The organism is Streptomyces sp. PA03-3a (genome assembly GCF_033792735.1).
In the GTDB taxonomy this organism is placed as follows: domain Bacteria; phylum Actinomycetota; class Actinomycetes; order Streptomycetales; family Streptomycetaceae; genus Actinacidiphila.
This window is the reverse complement of sequence record NZ_JARAVM010000036.1, coordinates 37,663-56,248: the sequence shown is the minus strand read 5'-3', so window position 1 is coordinate 56,248 and position 18,586 is coordinate 37,663. Positions and strand designations below refer to the sequence as shown.

The window sequence follows — 18,586 nt, the reverse complement described above, 5'->3', positions numbered from 1 at the left end:
ACCCATGCTGCGTTTCCTGGTACGCCGTGTGCTGGGCGCGCTGGTCATCCTGCTGCTGATCAGCGCCATCACGTACTTCCTCTTCTTCTTCCTGCCGTCCGACCCGGCGCTGCTGTCCTGCGGCAAGAACTGCAGCCCGCAGAACGTGGCCCTGATCCGCAAGAACCTCGGCCTGGACCTGCCGATCTGGACCCAGTACTGGCACTTCATGGTCGGCATCTTCGCCGGCCGGGACATGCCCATCGGCCACTGCCCGGCGCCCTGCTTCGGCTACTCCTTCGCCGACCAGCAACTCGTCTGGGACACCATCGCCGACCGCTACCCGACCACGCTGTCGCTGGCGATCGGCGGAGCCGCCGTCTTCCTGTGCGTCGGCGTCGGGCTCGGCCTCGTCTCCGCCTGGCAGCAGGGCAGGGCCTTCGACCGGATCGCCAGCGGCGTCTCGCTGGTCGGCAACTCCGTGCAGATCTACTTCCTCGGCCCGATCGCCATCGGCCTGCTCGCCTCCAGCTGGCACGTGCTGGACCGCGGACACGACCCCGACTGGTCGCACGATCCATGGGGCTCGGTGCAGGGGCTGATCCTGCCCTGCCTGGTGATGTCGGTGATCTTCTGGTCCAACTACAGCCGCCAGACACGCTCGCTGATGGTGGAGCAGATGTCCGAGGACCACATCCGGGCCGCCCGCGCCAAGGGCATGTCCTCCCGGTACGTGTTCCTGCGGTACGCGCTGCGCGGCTCCGCCGCCTCCATCATCACCATCTTCGGCATCGACCTGAGCTCCGTCCTCGGCGGCGCGATCATCACCGAGGTCACCTTCGGACTGCACGGCCTCGGCCTGCTCTCCGTGCAGGCGGTGCTCCGCAGCGACCTGCCGCTGGAGATGGCCGTGATGCTGATCGGCGCCACGATCATCGTCGTCTGCAACATCGTCGTCGACGCCGCCTACGCCCTCATCGACCCGCGGATCAGGCTGTCGTGAGCCGGGACGCCTGCCGGCACGCAGAGGAGAAGCACCGTTGAGCATCCTCACCAAGACCGAGGCCGGGCCGCCCGGGCCCGGGGAACCCGCGCCGTCCGGGCCGTTCCTGTCGGTCCGCGACCTGTACGTGCAGTTCGCCACCGAGGACGGCGTGGTCAAGGCCGTCGACGGCCTCTCCTTCGACCTGGAGCGGGGCAGGACCCTGGGCATCGTCGGCGAGTCCGGCTCGGGCAAGTCGGTCACCAACCTGGCCGTCCTCGGTCTGCACAACCCGCGCAACACCACCATCCGCGGCGAGATCGTGCTGGACGGGCAGGAGCTGACGGGCGCCTCCGAGCGGACCCTGGAGCGGCTGCGCGGCCGGAAGATGGCGATGATCTTCCAGGACTCGCTCACCGCGCTCTCCCCGTACTACACGGTCGGCCGGCAGATCGCCGAGCCCTACATGAAGCACATGGGCGCCTCGCGCAAGGCCGCCCGGGAGCGGGCGATCGAGATGCTGGCCCGGGTGGGCATCCCGCAGCCCCGGCTGCGGGTGGACGACTTCCCGCACCAGTTCTCCGGGGGCATGCGGCAGCGCGCGATGATCGCGATGGCGCTGGTCTGCGACCCGGCGCTGGTCATCGCGGACGAGCCGACGACGGCCCTGGACGTCACCGTGCAGGCCCAGATCCTCGACCTGCTGAAGGACCTGCAGCGGGAGACCGGCACGGCGATCGTCATCATCACCCACGACCTGGGGGTGGTCGCCGACACGGCGGACGACGTGATGGTGATGTACGCGGGGCGCTGCGTGGAGCGCGGCACCGTGCGCGAGATCCTGAAGTCGCCCGAACACCCCTACTCCTGGGGCCTGCTGGCCTCCATCCCGCGGCTGTCGGCACCGGTGGACCTGCCCCTGTCCCCGATCCCCGGCACCCCGCCCAGCCTGCTCAACCCGCCCTCCGGGTGTCCCTTCCACCCGCGCTGCGCCTTCACCGAGGAGGTCGGCGGCGGGCGCTGCACGACCGTGCGGCCCGGCATACCCGAGGACGAGCGGCGCGGCTCCGCCTGCCATCTGGGCCGGGAACGGAAGCGGGAGATCTTCACCGGGCAGATCCAGCCGCGGCTGAGCGGGGGTGCGCGGTGAGCGCCCCGCAGCAGGACCACGCGCCGAGGGAGACCATGAGCCCGCTGCTCGAAGTGACCGGACTGCGCAAGTACTTCCCCGTGCGGGGCGGCTTCCTGGTCAAGCGCCATGTGGCGGACGTACGGGCGGTCGACGGCATCGACTTCACCATCGCCGAGGGCGAGAGCCTCGGGCTGGTCGGCGAGTCGGGCTGCGGCAAGTCCACCACCGGGCGGCTGGTGACGAGGCTGCTGGAGCCCAGTGCGGGAAGGATCGCCTACCGCGGCCGGGACATCACCCACTCCTCGCGCAGGGAGATGGCCCCGATCCGCTCCGAGATCCAGATGATCTTCCAGGACCCGTACGCCTCGCTGAACCCGCGGCAGACCGTCGGGCACATCGTGTCGGCACCGCTGGAGATCAACGGGATCAACCCGCCGGGCGGCCGCGAGAAGCGGGTCCGCGAGCTGCTGGAGACCGTGGGCCTCAACCCCGAGCACTACAACCGCTTCCCGCACGAGTTCTCCGGCGGCCAGCGGCAGCGCATCGGGGTGGCCAGGGCGCTGGCGCTGGAGCCCAAGCTCATCGTGGCGGACGAGCCGGTCTCGGCACTGGACGTGTCGATCCAGGCCCAGGTGGTCAACCTGCTGCAGCGCCTGCAGCGGGAACTGGGGATCGCGTTCCTCTTCATCGCCCACGACCTCGCGGTGGTACGGCACTTCTCGCAGCGCGTGGCCGTGATGTACCTCGGGCGGATCGTGGAGGTCGGCGAACGCCGGGACATCTACGAGCGGCCCCGCCACCCGTACACCCACGCGCTGCTGTCCGCCTCCCCCGAGCCGGACCCGGACGACCGGGACGCCACCGAGAGGATCCGCCTCGCCGGCGACGTGCCCTCGCCGGTGTCGCCGCCGTCCGGCTGCCGCTTCCGTACGCGCTGCTGGAAGGCGCAGGACAAGTGCGCGACCGAGGAGCCGCCCCTGGCCCGCCTGGAGGGGAACCGGGAGGGACACCTGAGTGCGTGCCACTTCCCCGAGGAGCCGACGACCGCGGCACGGGGCGAGGACATCGTCCTCGACCCCGCACTGGCCGCGCTCGAGGAGACGCCCGCCGACAAGACCCTTTGACCCGGCCCGACCGACGTCTCCGTTCGGAGCCCGGCCCGCGCCCACACCCCTGCACCACCGGGCGCGGGCCGGGTCCTTTTCCGGGGCCCGGTTCGCCTCGGGGGCGCCCCGGCGGGCGCCGGCGCGGCGGCCGGGCCCCTTCGGCTCACTCGCCCCGGGCCTCGGGCGGCACCACCGTCTTCTCCTCGGCGAAGTGGCAGGCGCTGTCGTGCGCCGCCGGGGAGTCCACACCGCGGAACACCGCGGGCACCGCCAGTGCCGGCACCTCCAGGGTGCAGCGTTCCCGCGCCTTCCAGCAGCGGGTGCGGAAGCGGCAGCCGGAGGGCGGATCGGCGGGCGACGGGACGTCACCGGTGAGGATGATGCGCTCGCGGTGCTCGCGCGCCTCCGGGTCCGGCACCGGCACCGCCGACAGCAGCGCCTGGGTGTACGGGTGGGTGGGGTGCTCGTAGATCTGGGTGCAGTCGCCGGTCTCGACGATCCGCCCGAGGTACATCACCGCCACCCGGTCGGAGATGTGGCGGACGATGGACAGGTCGTGCGCGATGAAGACATAGGACAGGTCGAACTCGTCCTGCAGCCTCTCCATCAGGTTGACGACCTGTGCCTGCACCGAGACGTCCAGCGCCGAGACCGGCTCGTCGGCGACGATGACCTCGGGGCGCAGGGCCAGGCCGCGGGCGATGCCGATGCGCTGCCGCTGGCCGCCGGAGAACTGGTGCGGATAGCGGTTGAGGTGCTCGGGGTTGAGGCCGACGACGTCCAGCAGTTCGCGGACCCGGCGGCGCCGGTCGCCCTTGGGCGCGACGTCCGGGTGGATCTCGTACGGCTCGCCGACGATGTCGCCCACCGTCATCCGCGGGTTCAGCGAGGTGTACGGATCCTGGAAGACCATCTGGATGTTCCGGCGCACGGCCTTCAGCGCCCGGCCGGACAGCCTGGTGATGTCCTCGCCCTTGTAGAGGATCTGCCCCTTGGTGGCCCGCTCCAGGTGCACCAGCAGCCGGGCCACGGTGGACTTGCCGCAGCCGGACTCGCCGACGACGCCCAGGGTCTCGCCGCGGTACAGGTCGAGGTCCACGCCGTCGACCGCCTTCACGGCCCCGACCTGCCGCTTGAAGAGGATCCCCTGGGTGAGCGGGAAGTGCTTGTACAGCCCGCGCACCTGGAGCACGGGCTCACCGCTGCTGCTCACCGAGGCACTCCCTCCAGAAGTGGCAGGCGCTGCCCCGCCGGGCGCTGACCCGGTACAGCTCCGGCTCGTCGGTGGCGCACACGTCGCGGGCCAGCGGGCAGCGCGGATGGAAGGCGCAGCCGGTGGGGATGCGCAGCAGGTTCGGGGGCAGGCCCTTGATCGCGTAGAGCTCCCGGCCCTTGCGGTCCAGGCGCGGGATCGACTCCAGCAGGCCCTTGGTGTACGGGTGCGCCGGGCGCTTGTAGATCTCGTGCACGGGCGCGGTCTCCACGATGCGCCCGGCGTACATCACCGCGATGTGGTCGGCGACGTCGGCAACCACACCGAGGTCGTGGGTGATGAGGATCAGGCCCATGCCGTACTCGCGCTGCAGCTCCGCGAGCAGTTCCATGACCTGCGCCTGCACGGTGACGTCGAGCGCGGTGGTCGGCTCGTCGGCGATGATCAGCTCGGGCTCCAGGGCGAGCGCCATCGCGATCATGACGCGCTGGCGCATGCCGCCGGAGAACTGGTGCGGATACTGCCCGACGCGATCGCGGGCGGCGGGGATGCGCACCCGGTCCATCAGCTCCACCGCCCTGGCCCGGGCGTCCTTGCGGGACATCCCCCGGTGCACCCGGAACATCTCGCCGAGCTGCTCGCCCACGGTCAGCACCGGGTTGAGGGCGGACAGCGCGTCCTGGAAGATCATCGCCATCCTGGCGCCGCGCACCCTGCGGCGCTCCTCGGCGCCCATGGTGAGAAGGTCCTGGCCGCGGAAGAGGATCTCGCCGCGGGTGACGAACCCGGGCGGCGAGTCGAGGATGCCCATGACGGCCTGCGCGGTCACCGACTTGCCGGAGCCGGACTCGCCGAGGACGGCGAGCGTCTGGCGGGGGCGCACCGCGAAGGAGACCCCGTTGACGGCCCGGGCGATGCCCTCCCGGGTGCGGAACTCCACGTGCAGATCACGTACGTCGAGCAGGGGCGGCTCGTCCCGGGCCGCGGTGGCGGTCGTCGCTCCTTCGTCCATCAGCGCAGCTTGGGGTCGAGGGCGTCGCGCACCGCGTCACCGAGCATGATGAAGGCCAGCACCGTCAGGCTCAGCGCGCCGGCCGGCCAGAGCAGCATGTGCGGGGCGTTGCGGATCTGGGTGGAGGCCTGGGAGATGTCGATGCCCCAGGAGACGGTGGGCGGTTTCAGCCCGACGCCGAGGTACGACAGGGTGGCCTCCAGGGAGATGTAGGTGCCGAGCGCGATGGTCGCGACGACGATGACGGGCGCGACGGCGTTGGGCGCGATGTGCCGCAGCAGCACCCGGGTGTGGCCGGCCCCGAGGGCGCGGGCGGCCTGGACGTAGTCGTTCTGCTTGGCGGTGATCACCGAGCCGCGCGCGATACGGCCGATCTGCGGCCAGCCGAGCAGCACGATGAAGCCCACCACCGGCCAGACCGTGGTGCCGGTGACGACGGACAGGAAGACCAGTCCGCCGAGGACGATCGGGATGCCGAAGAAGATGTCGCTCACCCGTGAGAGCACCGCGTCCGCCCAGCTCCCGTGGTAGCCGGCGAGGCCGCCGAGCAGCGCGCCGAGCAGGGCGGCGCCGATGGTGGCGCAGACGCCGACGGTCACCGAGGCGCGCGCCCCGTGGACGACCCGGGTGTACACGTCGCACCCCTGGGTGTCGAAGCCGAAGGGGTGGCCGGGCGCGGAGCCCTTCTGGGAGTTGTCCAGGTTGCAGCTGAGCGGGTTGCCGGGGGCGATGAGCCGCGGCCAGACGGAGATGACGACGAGGAAGAGGATGACCAGCGCGGCGATCACGAAGACCGGGTTGCGGCGCAGGTCCCGCCAGGCGTCCGACCACAGGCTGCGCGGCCGGTCCGCGCCGGGCCGGTCGACCGGGACGACCGGCGCCGTGCCGGGGCCGGGCGCCCGCTCCAGGCTGCGCGCCTCGTCCTGGCCCAGCCCCATGGCGGCCCCCGTCCCGCCCGCCGGCTCCACGGCCTCGTCGGGGTGGTTGCGCGGCTCAGGCATAGCGGATCCTCGGGTCGAGGACGGCGTAGAGGAGGTCGACCAGCAGGTTCGCGAGGAGGAAGACGATGACCAGGATGGTCACGAAGCCCACCACGGTGGCCGAGTCCAGCCGGAGGATGCCCTGGTAGAGCTGGTAGCCCACGCCGTGGATGTTGAAGATGCGCTCGGTGACGATGGCCCCTCCCATCAGCGCCCCGATGTCGGTGCCGATGAAGGTGACCACCGGGATGAGGGAGTTGCGCAGCAGGTGACGGGTGATCACCCGGCGGCGCGGCAGCCCCTTGGCGACGGCGGTCCTGACGTAGTCGGCGCGGACGTTCTCCACGACGGAGGCGCGGCTGAGCCGGGTGACATAGGCGAGCGAGGTCAGGGCCAGCACGAGCGCCGGCACGATCAGCTCGTCGAACCGGGCCTCGGAGGAGACCGAGGGCGCGATGAGGTTCCACTTGACGCCGAGCAGATACTGCAGCACGTAGCCGGTGACGAAGGTCGGCACGGAGATGACCACGAGGGTGCCGAGCAGTGTCGCGGTGTCCGCGGGACGGCCGCGGCGCAGCCCGGTGAGCACACCGAGGGTGATGCCGATGACGATCTCGATGAGGATGGCGAGGACCGTCAGCCGCAGCGTGACGGGCAGCGCGGAGGCCAGCAGTTCGGTGACCGGCCGGCCGTTCCAGGCGACCCCGAAGTCACCCCGGAAGATCTGCCCCATGTAGTGCAGGTACTGCTGCCACAGCGGGTGGTCCAGGTAGAGGTCGTGGCGGATCTGCGCGGCCGTGGCGGGGTCGCAGGCGCGGTCCCCGCAGCGGGCCTGGACCGGGTCGCCGAGCGCGTACACCATGACGAAGATCAGCACGGTGGTGCCGGCGAAGACCGGGATCATCTGCAGCAGACGGCGGATGACGTACCGTCCCATGGGCGTCAGCCGACCTTGATCTGGCTGAAGACGGGGACGCTGAAGGGGTTGAGGGCGACGCGCGAGAGCCGCTGCGACCAGCCCGCGCTGCCGTTCTGGTACCACAGGGCGATCGCCGGGACCTGCTGCGGCAGGATCCGCTCGGCCTCCTTGAAGGTGTCGACGGCCTTGGCGCGGTCGCTCTCGGCGTTCGCCCGGTCGATCAGCCGGTCGAAGCGGGGGTCGCTGAAGTGGGCGTCGTTGGAGGAGGCGCCGGTGTAGTAGAGCGGCTGCAGGAAGTTCTGGATCAGCGGGTAGTCCATCTGCCAGCCGGCCCGGAACGGGTTCCTCATCTGCCGGCCCACGATCTGGTTGCGGAAGTCGGCGAAGGTGCCGACGGGGTCGCCGACGCAGGCGTCGTCCTTGCCCAGCGCGTTGTTGATGCTGTTGCAGACCGCGTCGACCCAGTCCCGGTGGGAGCCGCTGTCCGCGTTGTACGTGATCCTCATGGTGCCGCCGGGGAGGCCGCCGCCCTCCTTGACCAGCTGCCTGGCCCGGGCGGGGTCGTACTCGCAGACCCGGCCGCACAGCGTGTCGTCGAAGCCGCCCTCCGCGCCGAGCACGGGTGAGGTCCAGTCCCGCGCGGGGATGCGGGTGTTCTGGAAGATCTTCCGGGTGATCTGCTTGCGGTTGATCGCCATGGAGATGCCCTGGCGGAGCTTCTCCGAGTCCTCGCCCGACCAGGCCTTGTCGTAGAGCGGGAAGGCGAGGGTCTGGATGATGCCGGCCGGGGTGTTGAGGTAGCGGCCGTCGAGATCGGCCCGCACGTTCTTCAACTGGGCGGCGGGGACGTCGTCGACCAGGTCGAGGTTGCCGGCCTGCAGGTCGGTGTAGGCGGTGTTGCTGTCCGTGTAGACCTTGAGGTCCACGCCGCCGTTGACGGCCGCGTCGTCGCCCTTGTACCCGTCCCACGCGCGCAACTGCATGCCCTGGCCCTTGGTGTAGGACTCGACGCGGTACGGCCCGTTGCCGACGGGCTTCCTCAGCCAGGCGGCGTGGTCGGTGAAGAAGACCCGCGGCAGGGGCATGAAGGCGGCGTAGCCGAGGGTGTCGGGCCAGGTGGAGAACTTCTGGTCGAGCTCGACGGTGAAGTTCAGGTCGTCCTGTCTGGTCAGGCCGGAGAGCTTCCGGGCGACCGGCTTCCCGGATACCGGATGGACCTTGTCGTAGCCCTCGATGTACCGGAAGAAGGAGGCGTTGATCTGCTTGTTCGTCACGAGCGCCGCGTAGTTCCACGCGTCGATGAACGAGGCGGAGGTGACCTTCTCGCCGTTGCCGAAGGTCCAGCCGTCCTTGAGCCTGATCCTGAACGTCCGCTGGTCGGTGGTCTCGATCGAGTCGGCGATGACGTTCTCCGCGGCGGCCGTCCTCGGGTTGTACTTCTTCAGGCCGCGGAAGATCATGTCCAGCACCTTGCCGCCCTGCACCTCATTGGTGTTGGCGGGCTCCAGCGGATTCTGCGGGTCGGTCCACGAGGCGCTGAGCACCCCGGAGCCGTCCGTCACACCGCCGCCGTCCCCACCTCCGCAGCCCGTCGCCACCAGGGCGGCCACGGCCGCGCCGACGGCCCACCTCGCCGCGCTCCGTCGCATCGGATGCCTCCTCGGGGAGCTCTACGCCATGAAGGACACGAGGCTCACCATGACATCGCAAACCCTGACATATTGCACAGCGGCTCACCGGCCCGCGGGCCGCCCCGAGACGGACAGAGGGTTTTCGCCATGCGCCGGGCAGTCAATAGGGACCATCCCGATAGTCAGGTTAAATTTCGACCAAAATAATAAAGGATCCATCACGACGAACCGGCGCTCGTTGACGCGGCCATAATTCGGTTGCGAAAGTCCCATCAACCCGTCAAGCCCGGCCGGGAACACGCACGACCTGCGCAGACGGCCCGGGTGTAAATGTTTCGGCCGTGCTACGCGAGCATGTCAGAAGCGGCCGGCGAAGAAAAGGTTCAATCTTGTTATTCGTTCGACCGAACCGACTGAGAGTGTGAGCCGTGGGCCGTTACCTGCTGCGCCGACTGATCAACCATGTGGCGCTGGTTCTCATTGCGGCTTCACTCACGTACTTCCTCGCTGCGATCAGCCTCAACCCGCGCGCCAACTTCGCCGGCCGGAACCCTCCGGTGGCGGCCTCCTCGGGGACGGCCACGCTGAACGACTACAACCTCAACCCCGACACCCCGGTCGTGGTCCGCTTCGCCCGCTGGGCGAACGGCGTGGCCCCCGGGGATCTCGGACGGACCGTCACCGGAGGCGAGGTCAACGACGAGTTCGCCCGGCGCGTCGGGGTGAGCACCCGCCTGCTGCTGATCGCCACCGTCCTGGGCTCCATCGGCGGTGTCCTGGTCGGGTACCAGCGTCCCGACATCTACGCGGTGAAGGAGAACCTGGTCAACATCGGCGCCTTCGGCTTCCAGGACCTGCGCTACGAGAACATCGGCTACCTGAAGTAGTCCGCACCGGCTCCCGGCACCGCGTCCGCCCCGTCACCGCCCGGTGACGCGGCGGACGCGTTCCCGCGAAGGGGCGCCGAACGCCCGAGGGGCGCCCGCGCGGTGTTCTCGCGGGCGCCCCTCATGGGTGGTGCGGGTGGTGCTCAGTTCACCGCGTGGACGACGTCCTTCTCCTCGGCGAAGTGGCACGCCGACTCGTGCGCGGCCGGGGTGTCGTCACCCGCGAAGCGCTGCGGGATGGCCAGCAGCGGCTCCTCGGTGGCGCACCGGTCCTGGGCCTTCCAGCAGCGGGTGCGGAAGCGGCAGCCGGACGGCGGGTTGGCCGGCGACGGGACGTCACCGGTGAGGATGATGCGCTCGCGGTGCTCGCGCGCCTCCGGGTCCGGCACCGGCACGGCCGACAGCAGCGCCTGGGTGTACGGGTGGGTGGGGTGGTCGTAGATCTCGGTGTCGGTACCGATCTCGGCCATCTTGCCCAGGTACATCACGCCGACGCGGTCGGAGATGTGGCGGACGATCGACAGGTCGTGCGCGATGAAGATGTAGGACAGGTTGAACTCGTCCTGCAGCTTCTCCATCAGGTTGATGACCTGCGCCTGCACCGACACGTCCAGCGCCGAGACCGGCTCGTCGCAGATGATGATCTCCGGGTTGAGCGCCAGGCCGCGGGCGATGCCGATGCGCTGCCGCTGACCGCCGGAGAACTGGTGCGGGTACCGGTTGATGTACTCCGGGTTGAGGCCGACGACGTCCAGCAGCTCCTGCACCTTGCGGCGCCGGTCGCCCTTCGGGGCCACCTCGGGGTGGATGTCGTAGGTCTCGCCGATGATGTCGCCGACCGTCATGCGCGGGTTCAGCGAGGTGTACGGGTCCTGGAAGACCATCTGGATGTTCCGGCGCACGGCCTTCAGGGCGCGGCGGGACAGCTTGGTGATGTCCTGCCCCTTGTAGAAGACCTCGCCCGCGGTGGCCCGCTCCAGGTTCATCAGCAGCTTGGCGACGGTGGACTTGCCGCAGCCGGACTCGCCGACGATGCCCAGGGTCTCGCCCTGGTACAGGTCGAAGGAGATCCCGTCGACCGCCTTGACGGCGCCGATCTGCTTCTTGAAGAGGATGCCCTGGGTCAGCGGGAAGTGCTTGACCAGGTTGCGCACCTGGAGGATCGGCTCGCCGCGCTCGACCGGCTTGGCGATCGCGGCCTCCACCGCCGCCACCTCGTCGGAGACGGCCTCGTCGTTCTTGGTGACGTCAGCCATGGATCGTCTCCTTCCAGAAGTGGCACGCGCTGCCGCGGCCCGGCAGCTCGCTGCCGTCCTGCTCGGTCACCCGGTGCAGCGCGGGAACCTCGGTGCGGCAGATGTCCTGCGCCATCTCGCAGCGCGGGTTGAAGGCGCAGCCGGTGGGGATGCGCAGCAGGTTCGGGGGCAGGCCCTTGATCGCGTAGAGCTCCTGGCCCTTCTGGTCCAGGCGCGGGATCGACTCCAGCAGGCCCTTGGTGTACGGGTGCGCCGGGCGCTTGTAGATCTCGTGCACGGGCGCGGTCTCGACGATCCGGCCCGCGTACATCACGGCGATCTTGTCCGCGACGTCGGCGACCACGCCGAGGTCGTGGGTGATGAGGATCAGGCCCATGTTGTACTCGCGCTGCAGGTCCGCGAGCAGGTCCATGACCTGCGCCTGCACGGTGACGTCGAGCGCGGTGGTCGGCTCGTCGGCGATGATCAGCTCGGGCTCGAGGGCGAGCGCCATCGCGATCATGATGCGCTGGCGCATACCGCCGGAGAACTGGTGCGGGTAGTCGTTGACCCGCTCCTTCGCCGCCGGGATGCGGACCCGGTCCATCATCTCGATGGCCTTGGCCTTCGCGTCCTTCTTGGACAGGCCCTGGTGGACCCGGAACATCTCGCCCAGCTGGTAGCCGACGGTGAGCACCGGGTTCAGCGAGGACAGCGCGTCCTGGAAGATCATCGCGATCTTGCGGCCGCGGATCTTCCGGCGCTCCTCGTTGGACATCTTGAGCATGTCCCGGCCCTGGAACAGGATCTCGCCCTGCGGGATCTTCCCGGGCGGCATGTCGAGGATGCCCATGATCGCCTGCGCGGTGACGGACTTGCCGGAGCCGGACTCACCCAGCACCGCCAGGGTCTCACCGGCCGACACCGTGTAGTTCACGCCGTTGACGGCCTTGGCGACGCCGTCCCGCGTGTGGAACTCCACGTGCAGGTCGCGCACTTCCAGCAGCGGAGCGGCGGCGTCCCCGGTACGGGGCGCGGGCACGTCCGCGTTCTTGTCGATGATGGTCACGTACGCCTCCCTCAGCGCAGCTTGGGGTCGAGGGCGTTGCGGACCGCATCGCCGAGCATGATGAACGCCAGGACCGTGATGCTCAGCATGATCGACGGGTACAGCATGATGTGCTGAGCCGTACGGATCTGCGCGGCACCACCGGAGATGTCCTGGCCCCAGGAGACCACGGACGTGGGCAGACCGAGGCCGAGGTAGGACAGGGTCGCCTCGGCCGAGATGTAGCCGCCGAGAGCGATGGTGGCGACCACGATCACCGGGGCGACGGCGTTCGGAAGGATGTGCTTCATCAGGATCCGAGTCGTGCTCGCACCCAGAGCCTGGGCCGCGTGCACGTAGTCGGCCTGCTTGATCGTGATCACCGAACCGCGCATGACGCGGGCGATCTGCGTCCAGCCGAGGAAGGCCAGGGCACCCGACACCACCCAGACGGTGCGGTCCGTGAAGGAGTTCAGGACGACCAGCGTGCCGAGCAGGAAGGGGACCGCGAAGAAGATGTCGGTGAGCCGGGACAGGATCGTGTCGACCCAGCCGCCGAAGTAGCCGGCGATCATGCCGACAAAGCCGCCCAGCACGGTGACCAGGACGGTCACGCTGATGCCGACCGTGATCGAGGCCCGGGTCCCGTAGATCACACGGGCGAAGACGCTGCGGCCCTGCCCGTCGTAACCGAGCCACCCCTCGGAGAAGACCTTGCCGTACTCGGGCTTGCCCAGGTAGTGGTTCCGCAGGTCGGCGTAGGTCGGCGAGGCGCTGGTGAACAGGCCCGGGAAGACCGCGATCAGCAGGAGGAGCAGGATCAGGATGCCGGAGACCACGAAGTAGGGGTTGCGGCGCAGGTCCCGCCAGGCGTCGCCCCACAGGCTGCGCGCCTTCTCCGCCTGGGGCGCGGGCCCGGTGGCGGCAGCGGCGTCCGCGGCCGTGGCGGCCATCGGGTCCGCGTTCTCGACGGCGGTCTTGGTGACGTCAGGCATAACGGATCCTCGGGTCCAGGACCGCGTAGAGCAGGTCGACGAGCAGGCTGGTGAAGAGGAACACCAGCACGAGGACGGTGACGAGGCCGACCAGTGTCGTCCCCTCACGGCGCAGGATGGACTCGTAGATCGTGCCGCCGACACCGTGGATGTTGAACAGGCCCTCGGTGACGACCGCGCCGCCCATCAGAGCGCCGATGTCGGTGCCGAGGAAGGTGACGACGGGGATCATCGAGTTGCGCATCAGGTGCACACCGATCACGCGGCGCCGGGGCAGGCCCTTGGCGACGGCGGTCCGCATGTAGTCGGCACGCAGGTTCTCGGCTATGGAGGTACGGGTCAGACGCGCCACGTACGCCAGCGAGAGGGCGGCCAGCACGATGGCCGGCATCAGCAGCTGGCTGTAGTTGCTGTCGTCCTGGACGTTCGGTGTCATCCATCCGAGCTGGAAGGCGAAGACCAGCTTGAAGATGAAGCCGAGGACGAAGACCGGCACCGAGATCAGCAGCAGGGTGAAGATCAGCACCATCGAGTCGGCGAGCTTGCCCGCACGCATGCCGGCCCAGACACCGAGGGCGATGCCCACGACCAGTTCGATCGCGAAGGCGAGCGAGGCGAGCCGGATCGTCACCGGGAAGGCCTCGCCGAGCACGTCCCGCACCGGCCGACCGCTGGCGATCTGGTTGCCGAAGTCGAAGTGCAGGATGATGCCCGTCATGTAATCCCAGTACTGCTTCAGGATCGGCTGGTCGAGCCCAAGGTCGTGACGGATCCGCGCCACGGTCGCCGGATCCGCGCCCTTGTCACCGAAGAGCGCCCGTACGGGGTCGCCGGGAAGGGCGTAGACCATGAGAAAGATGAGCAGAGTCGTCCCGATGAAAACCGGGATCATCTGGAGCAGTCGCCGCGCGACGTAACGCCCCATCGTGCCTCCATGTCAGTCGCTATGGCAGCAGAGATGGGCCCTTCCCCCGTCCTCCTCTTCGGGAAGACGGGAGAAGGGCCCCCCAGCCGTTGCCTGCACCCTGCGCGTCCGACGTCTCCGTCAGCCCCGCGCCGGCGTGCTCACTACGCGATGGTTACTTCTTGACCTCGACGCCGGTCAGGATCGGGTCACCGTTCTGGGCGTACTGGACGTTCGAGACGTTCTCCGAGTAGCCGGCGTTGACCTTGTAGTACCAGAGCGGGATGGCGGGCATGAGCTCGACCATCTTCTTCTCGGCGTCCTGGTAGTCCTTGACCGAGTCCTCGAGCGAGGGCGCGGTGTCGGCCTTCTTGATCAGCGCGTCCAGCTCCTTGTTGGAGAAGCCGGACTGGTTGCCCGCCGAGGTGGTGCCGTACAGGTCACGGATGAAGTTGGCGTTCACGGGGTAGTCGAGCACCCAGCCACTGCGGTAGATCGACTTGACCTCGTGGGCCTCGCGGGCGTCCAGGTCGCTCTGGAAGTCGGCCTTGGAGTCGCCGGCGCACTTGATGCCGGTCGCGTTGGTGATGCTGTTGCAGACGGCCTCCACCCACTCCTTGTGGCCACCGTCGGCGTTGTACTGGATGGAGATCTTGTTGCCGGGGACGCCGCCACCGGCCTTGATGAGCTCCTTGGCCTTCGCGGGGTCGTACTTGAAGACGTCGCCGCCCACGTTGTCCTGGTAGCCGAGAACGCCCTTGGCGACGAAGCCGGTGGCGGGCTCACGGGTGCCCTGGAGAACGGTCTTGGTGATGGTGTCGCGGTCGATCGCCATCGACAGACCCTGGATGACCTTGGGGTCGACGTTCTTCCACTGCTTGGAGTAGAAGGCCGGGACGATGGACTGGATGGCGGAGTACGCCTGGTCCACGGCGCGGTCGCCGAGGTCGTCGCGGTAGACCGGGAGGTCCTTCGGCGCGATCTGACGCAGGACGTCGACGTTGCCGGACTTCAGGTCCTCGTACGCAGCCTCGAGGCCGGTGTAGTTCTTGAAGATCACACCGCCGTTCTTCGCCTTGTCCGGGCCCTTGTAGCCGTCGAAGCGCTTGACCTCGATCTGCTTCTTGTGGTCCCACTTGACGAACTGGTACGGGCCGTTGCCGACCGGGTTCTCGCCCGCGGCCTTCGGGTCCTTGTAGAAGGACTCCGGCAGCGGCGAGAACACCTCGTAGCCGAGCTTGTACACGAAGTACGGGATCGGGGTGGTGAGCTCGATCGTGAAGGTCTTGTCGTCGACGACCTTCAGGCCGGACATGGTGTCGGCCTTCGGCTTCGCACCCTCCTTCTCCGGGTGGACGTCGGAGAAGCCCTTGATGTCGGCGAACCACGACGCGTTGGTCTGGGCGTTGTTGATGTTGGCGGCCCAGTTCCACGCCTTGACGTAGGACTCCGCGGTCACCGGGGTGCCGTCGTGGAAGGTCCAGCCGTCCTTCAGGGTGACCGTGTAGGTCTTGTTGTCCTTGGTGTCCACCGACTGGGCGTTCACCATGACGATCTTGCCCTGGGGGTCGTAGTCCACGAGCTGCGAGAACAGCGAGCGGACGACGATGCTGCCGTTGGACTCCATGGTGTTGGCAGGCTGCAGGGGGTTCTGCGGCTCGCCGACCTCGACGGAGAACTTGCCGTTGGGGTTGACGCCGCCAGCGTCGTTCTTGCTGCCCTTGTCGCCGCCGCCGCCACCGCAAGCGGTAGCAGCCATAGCGACGATGATCGCACCTGCGACCCAAGTGGCGCTCTTGGCACCGCGCATGGGTTTGCCTCCTCAGGAGTCACTGTTCTTACGTGAAAGGGCCGGCCTCACTGACACCCCTGACAGTGATTCCGGTCACCTGTGCTCGTGAGTCGGCGCTCCCCATAAGCGCTTGGACCCATTGACCCGAGCTCAACGGCTCCAACTATCGGTCACGTTGGGCCTACGAACCACACACTTACGATCTCGTTTTGGTCACAACCGGTCCAAAACAATCCCGCAATTCGGACATTTGGATTGTAGACAGACACCGACGAAACGGACTTGTAACACAAGTACCGGTGAACGCCGTCCGGTATCCGGACGTCGCCGGACTGAAATCCGGTTGCCCTCAAAGCGCGTAGATTCCACGCGAATGTACGTGCCTGACGGGCCGACAGGGAACGAGCTGTCGCGCCCACGCCACTGGCGCAACCGCGACACATCGGCACCCTGGCGGCCGCGCCTCGCGCAGCGCGCGCCGCGCCGGTGAGTTCGGTCACATCGGACCCCGGAAAGGGCCCCCGATGTGACCGGCTTCACGGAGATCGGCGCTCCGGCCGCTCCGGAATCACCACAGATGTGCCGCCATGTCGTACATCCGTCACCACTGACCGTGAGCGGCCGTGAAGCGGCCCGGCCGCCCCCGTGGGACCGGGGACGGCCGGGCCGGTGTCTCCACCGCCGGGAGCCCGGTCCGCGCCCGGCCGGGCGCGGACCGGGACCGCCTCAGCGCTTGGCGCGGGACGCGGTGCGGCCGCGCTCCTTCTGGTCCAGGACGACCTTGCGGATACGGACGGTCTCCGGGGTCACCTCGACGCACTCGTCGTCGCGGCAGAACTCCAGCGACTGCTCCAGGGAGAGCTTGCGCGGCGGGACGATCGCCTCGAACGAGTCGGCCGACGAGGACCGCATGTTCGTGAGCTTCTTCTCCTTGGTGATGTTGACGTCCATGTCGTCGGCGCGGGAGTTCTCGCCGACGATCATGCCCTCGTACACCTCGGTGCCCGGCTCGGTGAAGAGCACGCCGCGCTCCTGCAGGTTCGTCATCGCGAAGGCGGTGACGGCACCGGCGCGGTCGGCGACCAGGGAGCCGTTGTTGCGGGTCACCAGGGGGCCGAACCACGGCTCGTGGCCCTCGTGGATGGAGTGGGCGATGCCCGTGCCGCGGGTGCCGGTCAGGAACTCGGTGCGGAAGCCGATCAGACCGCGGGAGGGCACGACGAACTCCATGCGGACCCAGCCGGAGCCGTGGTTGGACATGTTGTCCATCCGGCCCTTTCGGGTGCCCATGAGCTGCGTCACGGCGCCCATGTGCTCCTCGGGCACGTCGATCGTGATGCGCTCGACCGGCTCGTGGACCTTGCCGTCGACCTCGCGGGTGACCACCTGCGGCTTGCCGACGGTCAGCTCGAAGCCCTCCCGGCGCATGGTCTCCACCAGGATGGCCAGCGCCAGCTCACCGCGGCCCTGCACCTCCCAGGTGTCGGGGCGCTCGGTCGGCAGCACGCGGAGGCTGACGTTACCGATCAGCTCGCGCTCCAGACGGTCCTTGACCAGGCGGGCGGTGACCTTGCGGTCCTTGACCGCCGACTTGTCGGCGCCCTTGCCGCCGGGGCCCCGGCCGACCAGCGGCGAGGTGTTCGCGCCGATGGTCATGGAGATCGCCGGCTCGTCCACCGTGATCAGCGGCAGCGCGATCGGGTTCTCCGGGTCCGCCAGCGTCTCGCCGATGGTGATGTCGGCGATACCGGCCACCGCGCAGATGTCGCCCGGGCCGGCCTTCTCGGCGGGCTTGCGGGTGAGCGCCTCGGTCATCATCAGCTCGGTGATGCGGACGTTCGCGATCGAGCCGTCGCGCTTGATCCACGCGACGGTCTGGCCCTTCTTGAGCTCGCCCTGCTCGACGCGGAGCAGCGCGATACGGCCCAGGAAGTTGTCGGCGTCCAGGTTGGTGACGTGCGCCTGCAGCGGGGCGGCCTCGTCGTACACCGGGGCCGGGACGTGCTCCAGCAGCGTGGAGAAGAACGGCTCCAGGCTGTCGCTGTCGGCCGGGACGGTGCCGTTCTCCGGCTTGGTCAGCGAGGCCACGCCGTCACGCGCGCAGGCGTAGACGATCGGGAACTCGATCTGGTCCTCGTCCGCGTCCAGGTCCAGGAACAGGTCGTACGTCTCGTTGACGACCTCGTCGATCCGGGAGTCCGGGCGGTCGGTCTTGTTGATGCAGAGGATGACGGGCAGCTTCGCGGACAGCGCCTTGCGCAGCACGAAGCGGGTCTGCGGCAGCGGGCCCTCGGAGGCGTCCACCAGCAGCACGACCGCGTCGACCATCGACAGGCCGCGCTCGACCTCGCCGCCGAAGTCGGCGTGGCCGGGGGTGTCGATGATGTTGATCGTGATGGGTTCGCCGCCACCCTTGGGGTGGTACTTCACGGCCGTGTTCTTCGCGAGAATGGTGATGCCCTTCTCGCGCTCCAGGTCGTTGGAGTCCATCATCCGGTCGTCCAGATGCTGGTGCGCGGCGAAGGCTCCGGCCTGCTTGAGCATGGCGTCCACCAGCGTCGTCTTGCCGTGGTCGACGTGGGCGACGATGGCGACATTACGAATGTCGTTACGCGTGGGCATACTGGGGCGCTTCTCCCGGGTAGGTAGGTGGGGCGGCGTGCCCTCGTCGGCACACCTAGCCCGCCGGGCGAGTCAAGCCGCGGCCTCACCCCATGGTACGGGGCCCGCGCGGCAAGGACTGCCCGGGCATGATCGTCCGGCTTCCGGCC

Annotated in this window: 15 protein-coding genes; 4 read left to right on the top strand and 11 right to left on the bottom strand. The window is 68.8% G+C overall.

Translation table 11 applies throughout. The features are described 5' to 3' along the window. Positions 1 to 4: 4 nt before the first annotated feature. The 3 genes from PV342_RS33000 to PV342_RS32990 are packed head-to-tail and all read left to right on the top strand — an operon-like array spanning position 5 to position 3,217. Entirely contained in the window at positions 5 to 982 is a 978-nt protein-coding gene (locus PV342_RS33000) for an ABC transporter permease (protein ID WP_018561446.1), read from the top strand. A 37-nt stretch (positions 983 to 1,019) separates the two neighbouring features. After that, the gene (locus tag PV342_RS32995) at positions 1,020 to 2,111 is read left to right on the top strand and encodes an ABC transporter ATP-binding protein (RefSeq protein ID WP_391577561.1); all 1,092 of its coding nucleotides are present in this window, start codon (positions 1,020 to 1,022) and stop codon (positions 2,109 to 2,111) included. A 35-nt stretch (positions 2,112 to 2,146) separates the two neighbouring features. Next, a complete protein-coding gene (locus PV342_RS32990; protein WP_386994253.1) occupies positions 2,147 to 3,217 on the top strand; it encodes an ABC transporter ATP-binding protein in 1,071 nt (356 codons plus the stop codon). Positions 3,218 to 3,362: 145 nt separating this feature from the next. Here the strand turns inward: PV342_RS32990 and PV342_RS32985 are convergent, their stop codons facing one another. Genes PV342_RS32985 through PV342_RS32965 form a run of 5 tightly spaced genes read right to left on the bottom strand, consistent with a single transcriptional unit; the run spans position 3,363 to position 8,972 of the window. Then, complete coding sequence (locus PV342_RS32985) at positions 3,363 to 4,412, bottom strand: ABC transporter ATP-binding protein (protein ID WP_386994136.1); 1,050 nt, start codon at positions 4,410 to 4,412, stop codon at positions 3,363 to 3,365. Beyond that, positions 4,396 to 5,424, bottom strand: coding sequence for an ABC transporter ATP-binding protein (locus tag PV342_RS32980; protein WP_400798700.1), 1,029 nt, complete (start codon positions 5,422 to 5,424; stop codon positions 4,396 to 4,398). Before PV342_RS32980 ends, PV342_RS32985 begins: the two co-directional genes overlap by 17 nt. Beyond that, entirely contained in the window at positions 5,424 to 6,425 is a 1,002-nt protein-coding gene (locus PV342_RS32975) for an ABC transporter permease (RefSeq protein WP_400798703.1), read from the bottom strand. Before PV342_RS32975 ends, PV342_RS32980 begins: the two co-directional genes overlap by 1 nt. Further along, positions 6,418 to 7,341 carry an ABC transporter permease gene (locus tag PV342_RS32970; protein WP_386994143.1) on the bottom strand — a complete coding sequence of 308 codons (924 nt, stop codon included), beginning with the start codon at positions 7,339 to 7,341 and terminating at the stop codon, positions 6,418 to 6,420. Before PV342_RS32970 ends, PV342_RS32975 begins: the two co-directional genes overlap by 8 nt. A 5-nt stretch (positions 7,342 to 7,346) precedes the next feature. Further along, positions 7,347 to 8,972: a peptide ABC transporter substrate-binding protein gene (locus PV342_RS32965; RefSeq protein WP_500319893.1), complete on the bottom strand. Its 1,626-nt coding sequence runs from the start codon at positions 8,970 to 8,972 to the stop codon at positions 7,347 to 7,349. Between the two features lie 410 nt (positions 8,973 to 9,382). Between PV342_RS32965 and PV342_RS32960 the strand changes: the two genes are divergently transcribed. Next, positions 9,383 to 9,841, top strand: a complete 459-nt coding sequence (locus PV342_RS32960; protein ID WP_500319891.1) for an ABC transporter permease family protein — start codon at positions 9,383 to 9,385, stop codon at positions 9,839 to 9,841. Between the two features lie 143 nt (positions 9,842 to 9,984). Here PV342_RS32960 and PV342_RS32955 read toward each other — a convergent pair whose 3' ends face one another. The 6 genes from PV342_RS32955 to typA form a co-directional block, all read right to left on the bottom strand. Further along, positions 9,985 to 11,097: an ABC transporter ATP-binding protein gene (locus PV342_RS32955; RefSeq protein ID WP_018561438.1), complete on the bottom strand. Its 1,113-nt coding sequence runs from the start codon at positions 11,095 to 11,097 to the stop codon at positions 9,985 to 9,987. Next, complete coding sequence (locus PV342_RS32950) at positions 11,090 to 12,145, bottom strand: ABC transporter ATP-binding protein (RefSeq protein WP_400798720.1); 1,056 nt, start codon at positions 12,143 to 12,145, stop codon at positions 11,090 to 11,092. The genes PV342_RS32955 and PV342_RS32950 overlap by 8 nt, the downstream gene beginning before the upstream one ends. Before the next feature lie 11 nt (positions 12,146 to 12,156). After that, positions 12,157 to 13,119, bottom strand: coding sequence for an ABC transporter permease (locus PV342_RS32945; protein WP_500319889.1), 963 nt, complete (start codon positions 13,117 to 13,119; stop codon positions 12,157 to 12,159). Next, positions 13,112 to 14,044: an ABC transporter permease gene (locus PV342_RS32940; protein ID WP_400798726.1), complete on the bottom strand. Its 933-nt coding sequence runs from the start codon at positions 14,042 to 14,044 to the stop codon at positions 13,112 to 13,114. The genes PV342_RS32945 and PV342_RS32940 overlap by 8 nt, the downstream gene beginning before the upstream one ends. A gap of 154 nt (positions 14,045 to 14,198) precedes the next feature. After that, positions 14,199 to 15,833 (bottom strand): peptide ABC transporter substrate-binding protein, encoded by a 1,635-nt coding sequence (locus tag PV342_RS32935; RefSeq protein ID WP_400798729.1) that lies wholly within the window; start codon positions 15,831 to 15,833, stop codon positions 14,199 to 14,201. A gap of 708 nt (positions 15,834 to 16,541) precedes the next feature. Beyond that, positions 16,542 to 18,437, bottom strand: a complete 1,896-nt coding sequence (gene typA / locus PV342_RS32930; protein WP_018561433.1) for a translational GTPase TypA — start codon at positions 18,435 to 18,437, stop codon at positions 16,542 to 16,544. Between the last annotated feature and the right edge of the window lie 149 nt (positions 18,438 to 18,586).

Excerpts from the sequence above, each read along its gene's own strand:
- PV342_RS32970 (WP_386994143.1), bottom strand. The coding sequence starts at position 7,341 with ATGGGACGGTACGTCATCCGCCGTCTGCTGCAGATGATCCCGGTCTTC.
- PV342_RS32965 (WP_500319893.1), bottom strand. The coding sequence starts at position 8,972 with ATGCGACGGAGCGCGGCGAGGTGGGCCGTCGGCGCGGCCGTGGCCGCC.
- PV342_RS32935 (WP_400798729.1), bottom strand. The coding sequence starts at position 15,833 with ATGCGCGGTGCCAAGAGCGCCACTTGGGTCGCAGGTGCGATCATCGTC.
- PV342_RS32945 (WP_500319889.1), bottom strand. The coding sequence starts at position 13,119 with ATGCCTGACGTCACCAAGACCGCCGTCGAGAACGCGGACCCGATGGCC.
- PV342_RS32940 (WP_400798726.1), bottom strand. The coding sequence starts at position 14,044 with ATGGGGCGTTACGTCGCGCGGCGACTGCTCCAGATGATCCCGGTTTTC.
- PV342_RS32990 (WP_386994253.1), top strand. The coding sequence starts at position 2,147 with ATGAGCCCGCTGCTCGAAGTGACCGGACTGCGCAAGTACTTCCCCGTG.
- PV342_RS32980 (WP_400798700.1), bottom strand. The coding sequence starts at position 5,424 with ATGGACGAAGGAGCGACGACCGCCACCGCGGCCCGGGACGAGCCGCCC.
- typA (WP_018561433.1), bottom strand. The coding sequence starts at position 18,437 with ATGCCCACGCGTAACGACATTCGTAATGTCGCCATCGTCGCCCACGTC.
- PV342_RS32975 (WP_400798703.1), bottom strand. The coding sequence starts at position 6,425 with ATGCCTGAGCCGCGCAACCACCCCGACGAGGCCGTGGAGCCGGCGGGC.
- PV342_RS32955 (WP_018561438.1), bottom strand. The coding sequence starts at position 11,097 with ATGGCTGACGTCACCAAGAACGACGAGGCCGTCTCCGACGAGGTGGCG.
- PV342_RS33000 (WP_018561446.1), top strand. The coding sequence starts at position 5 with ATGCTGCGTTTCCTGGTACGCCGTGTGCTGGGCGCGCTGGTCATCCTG.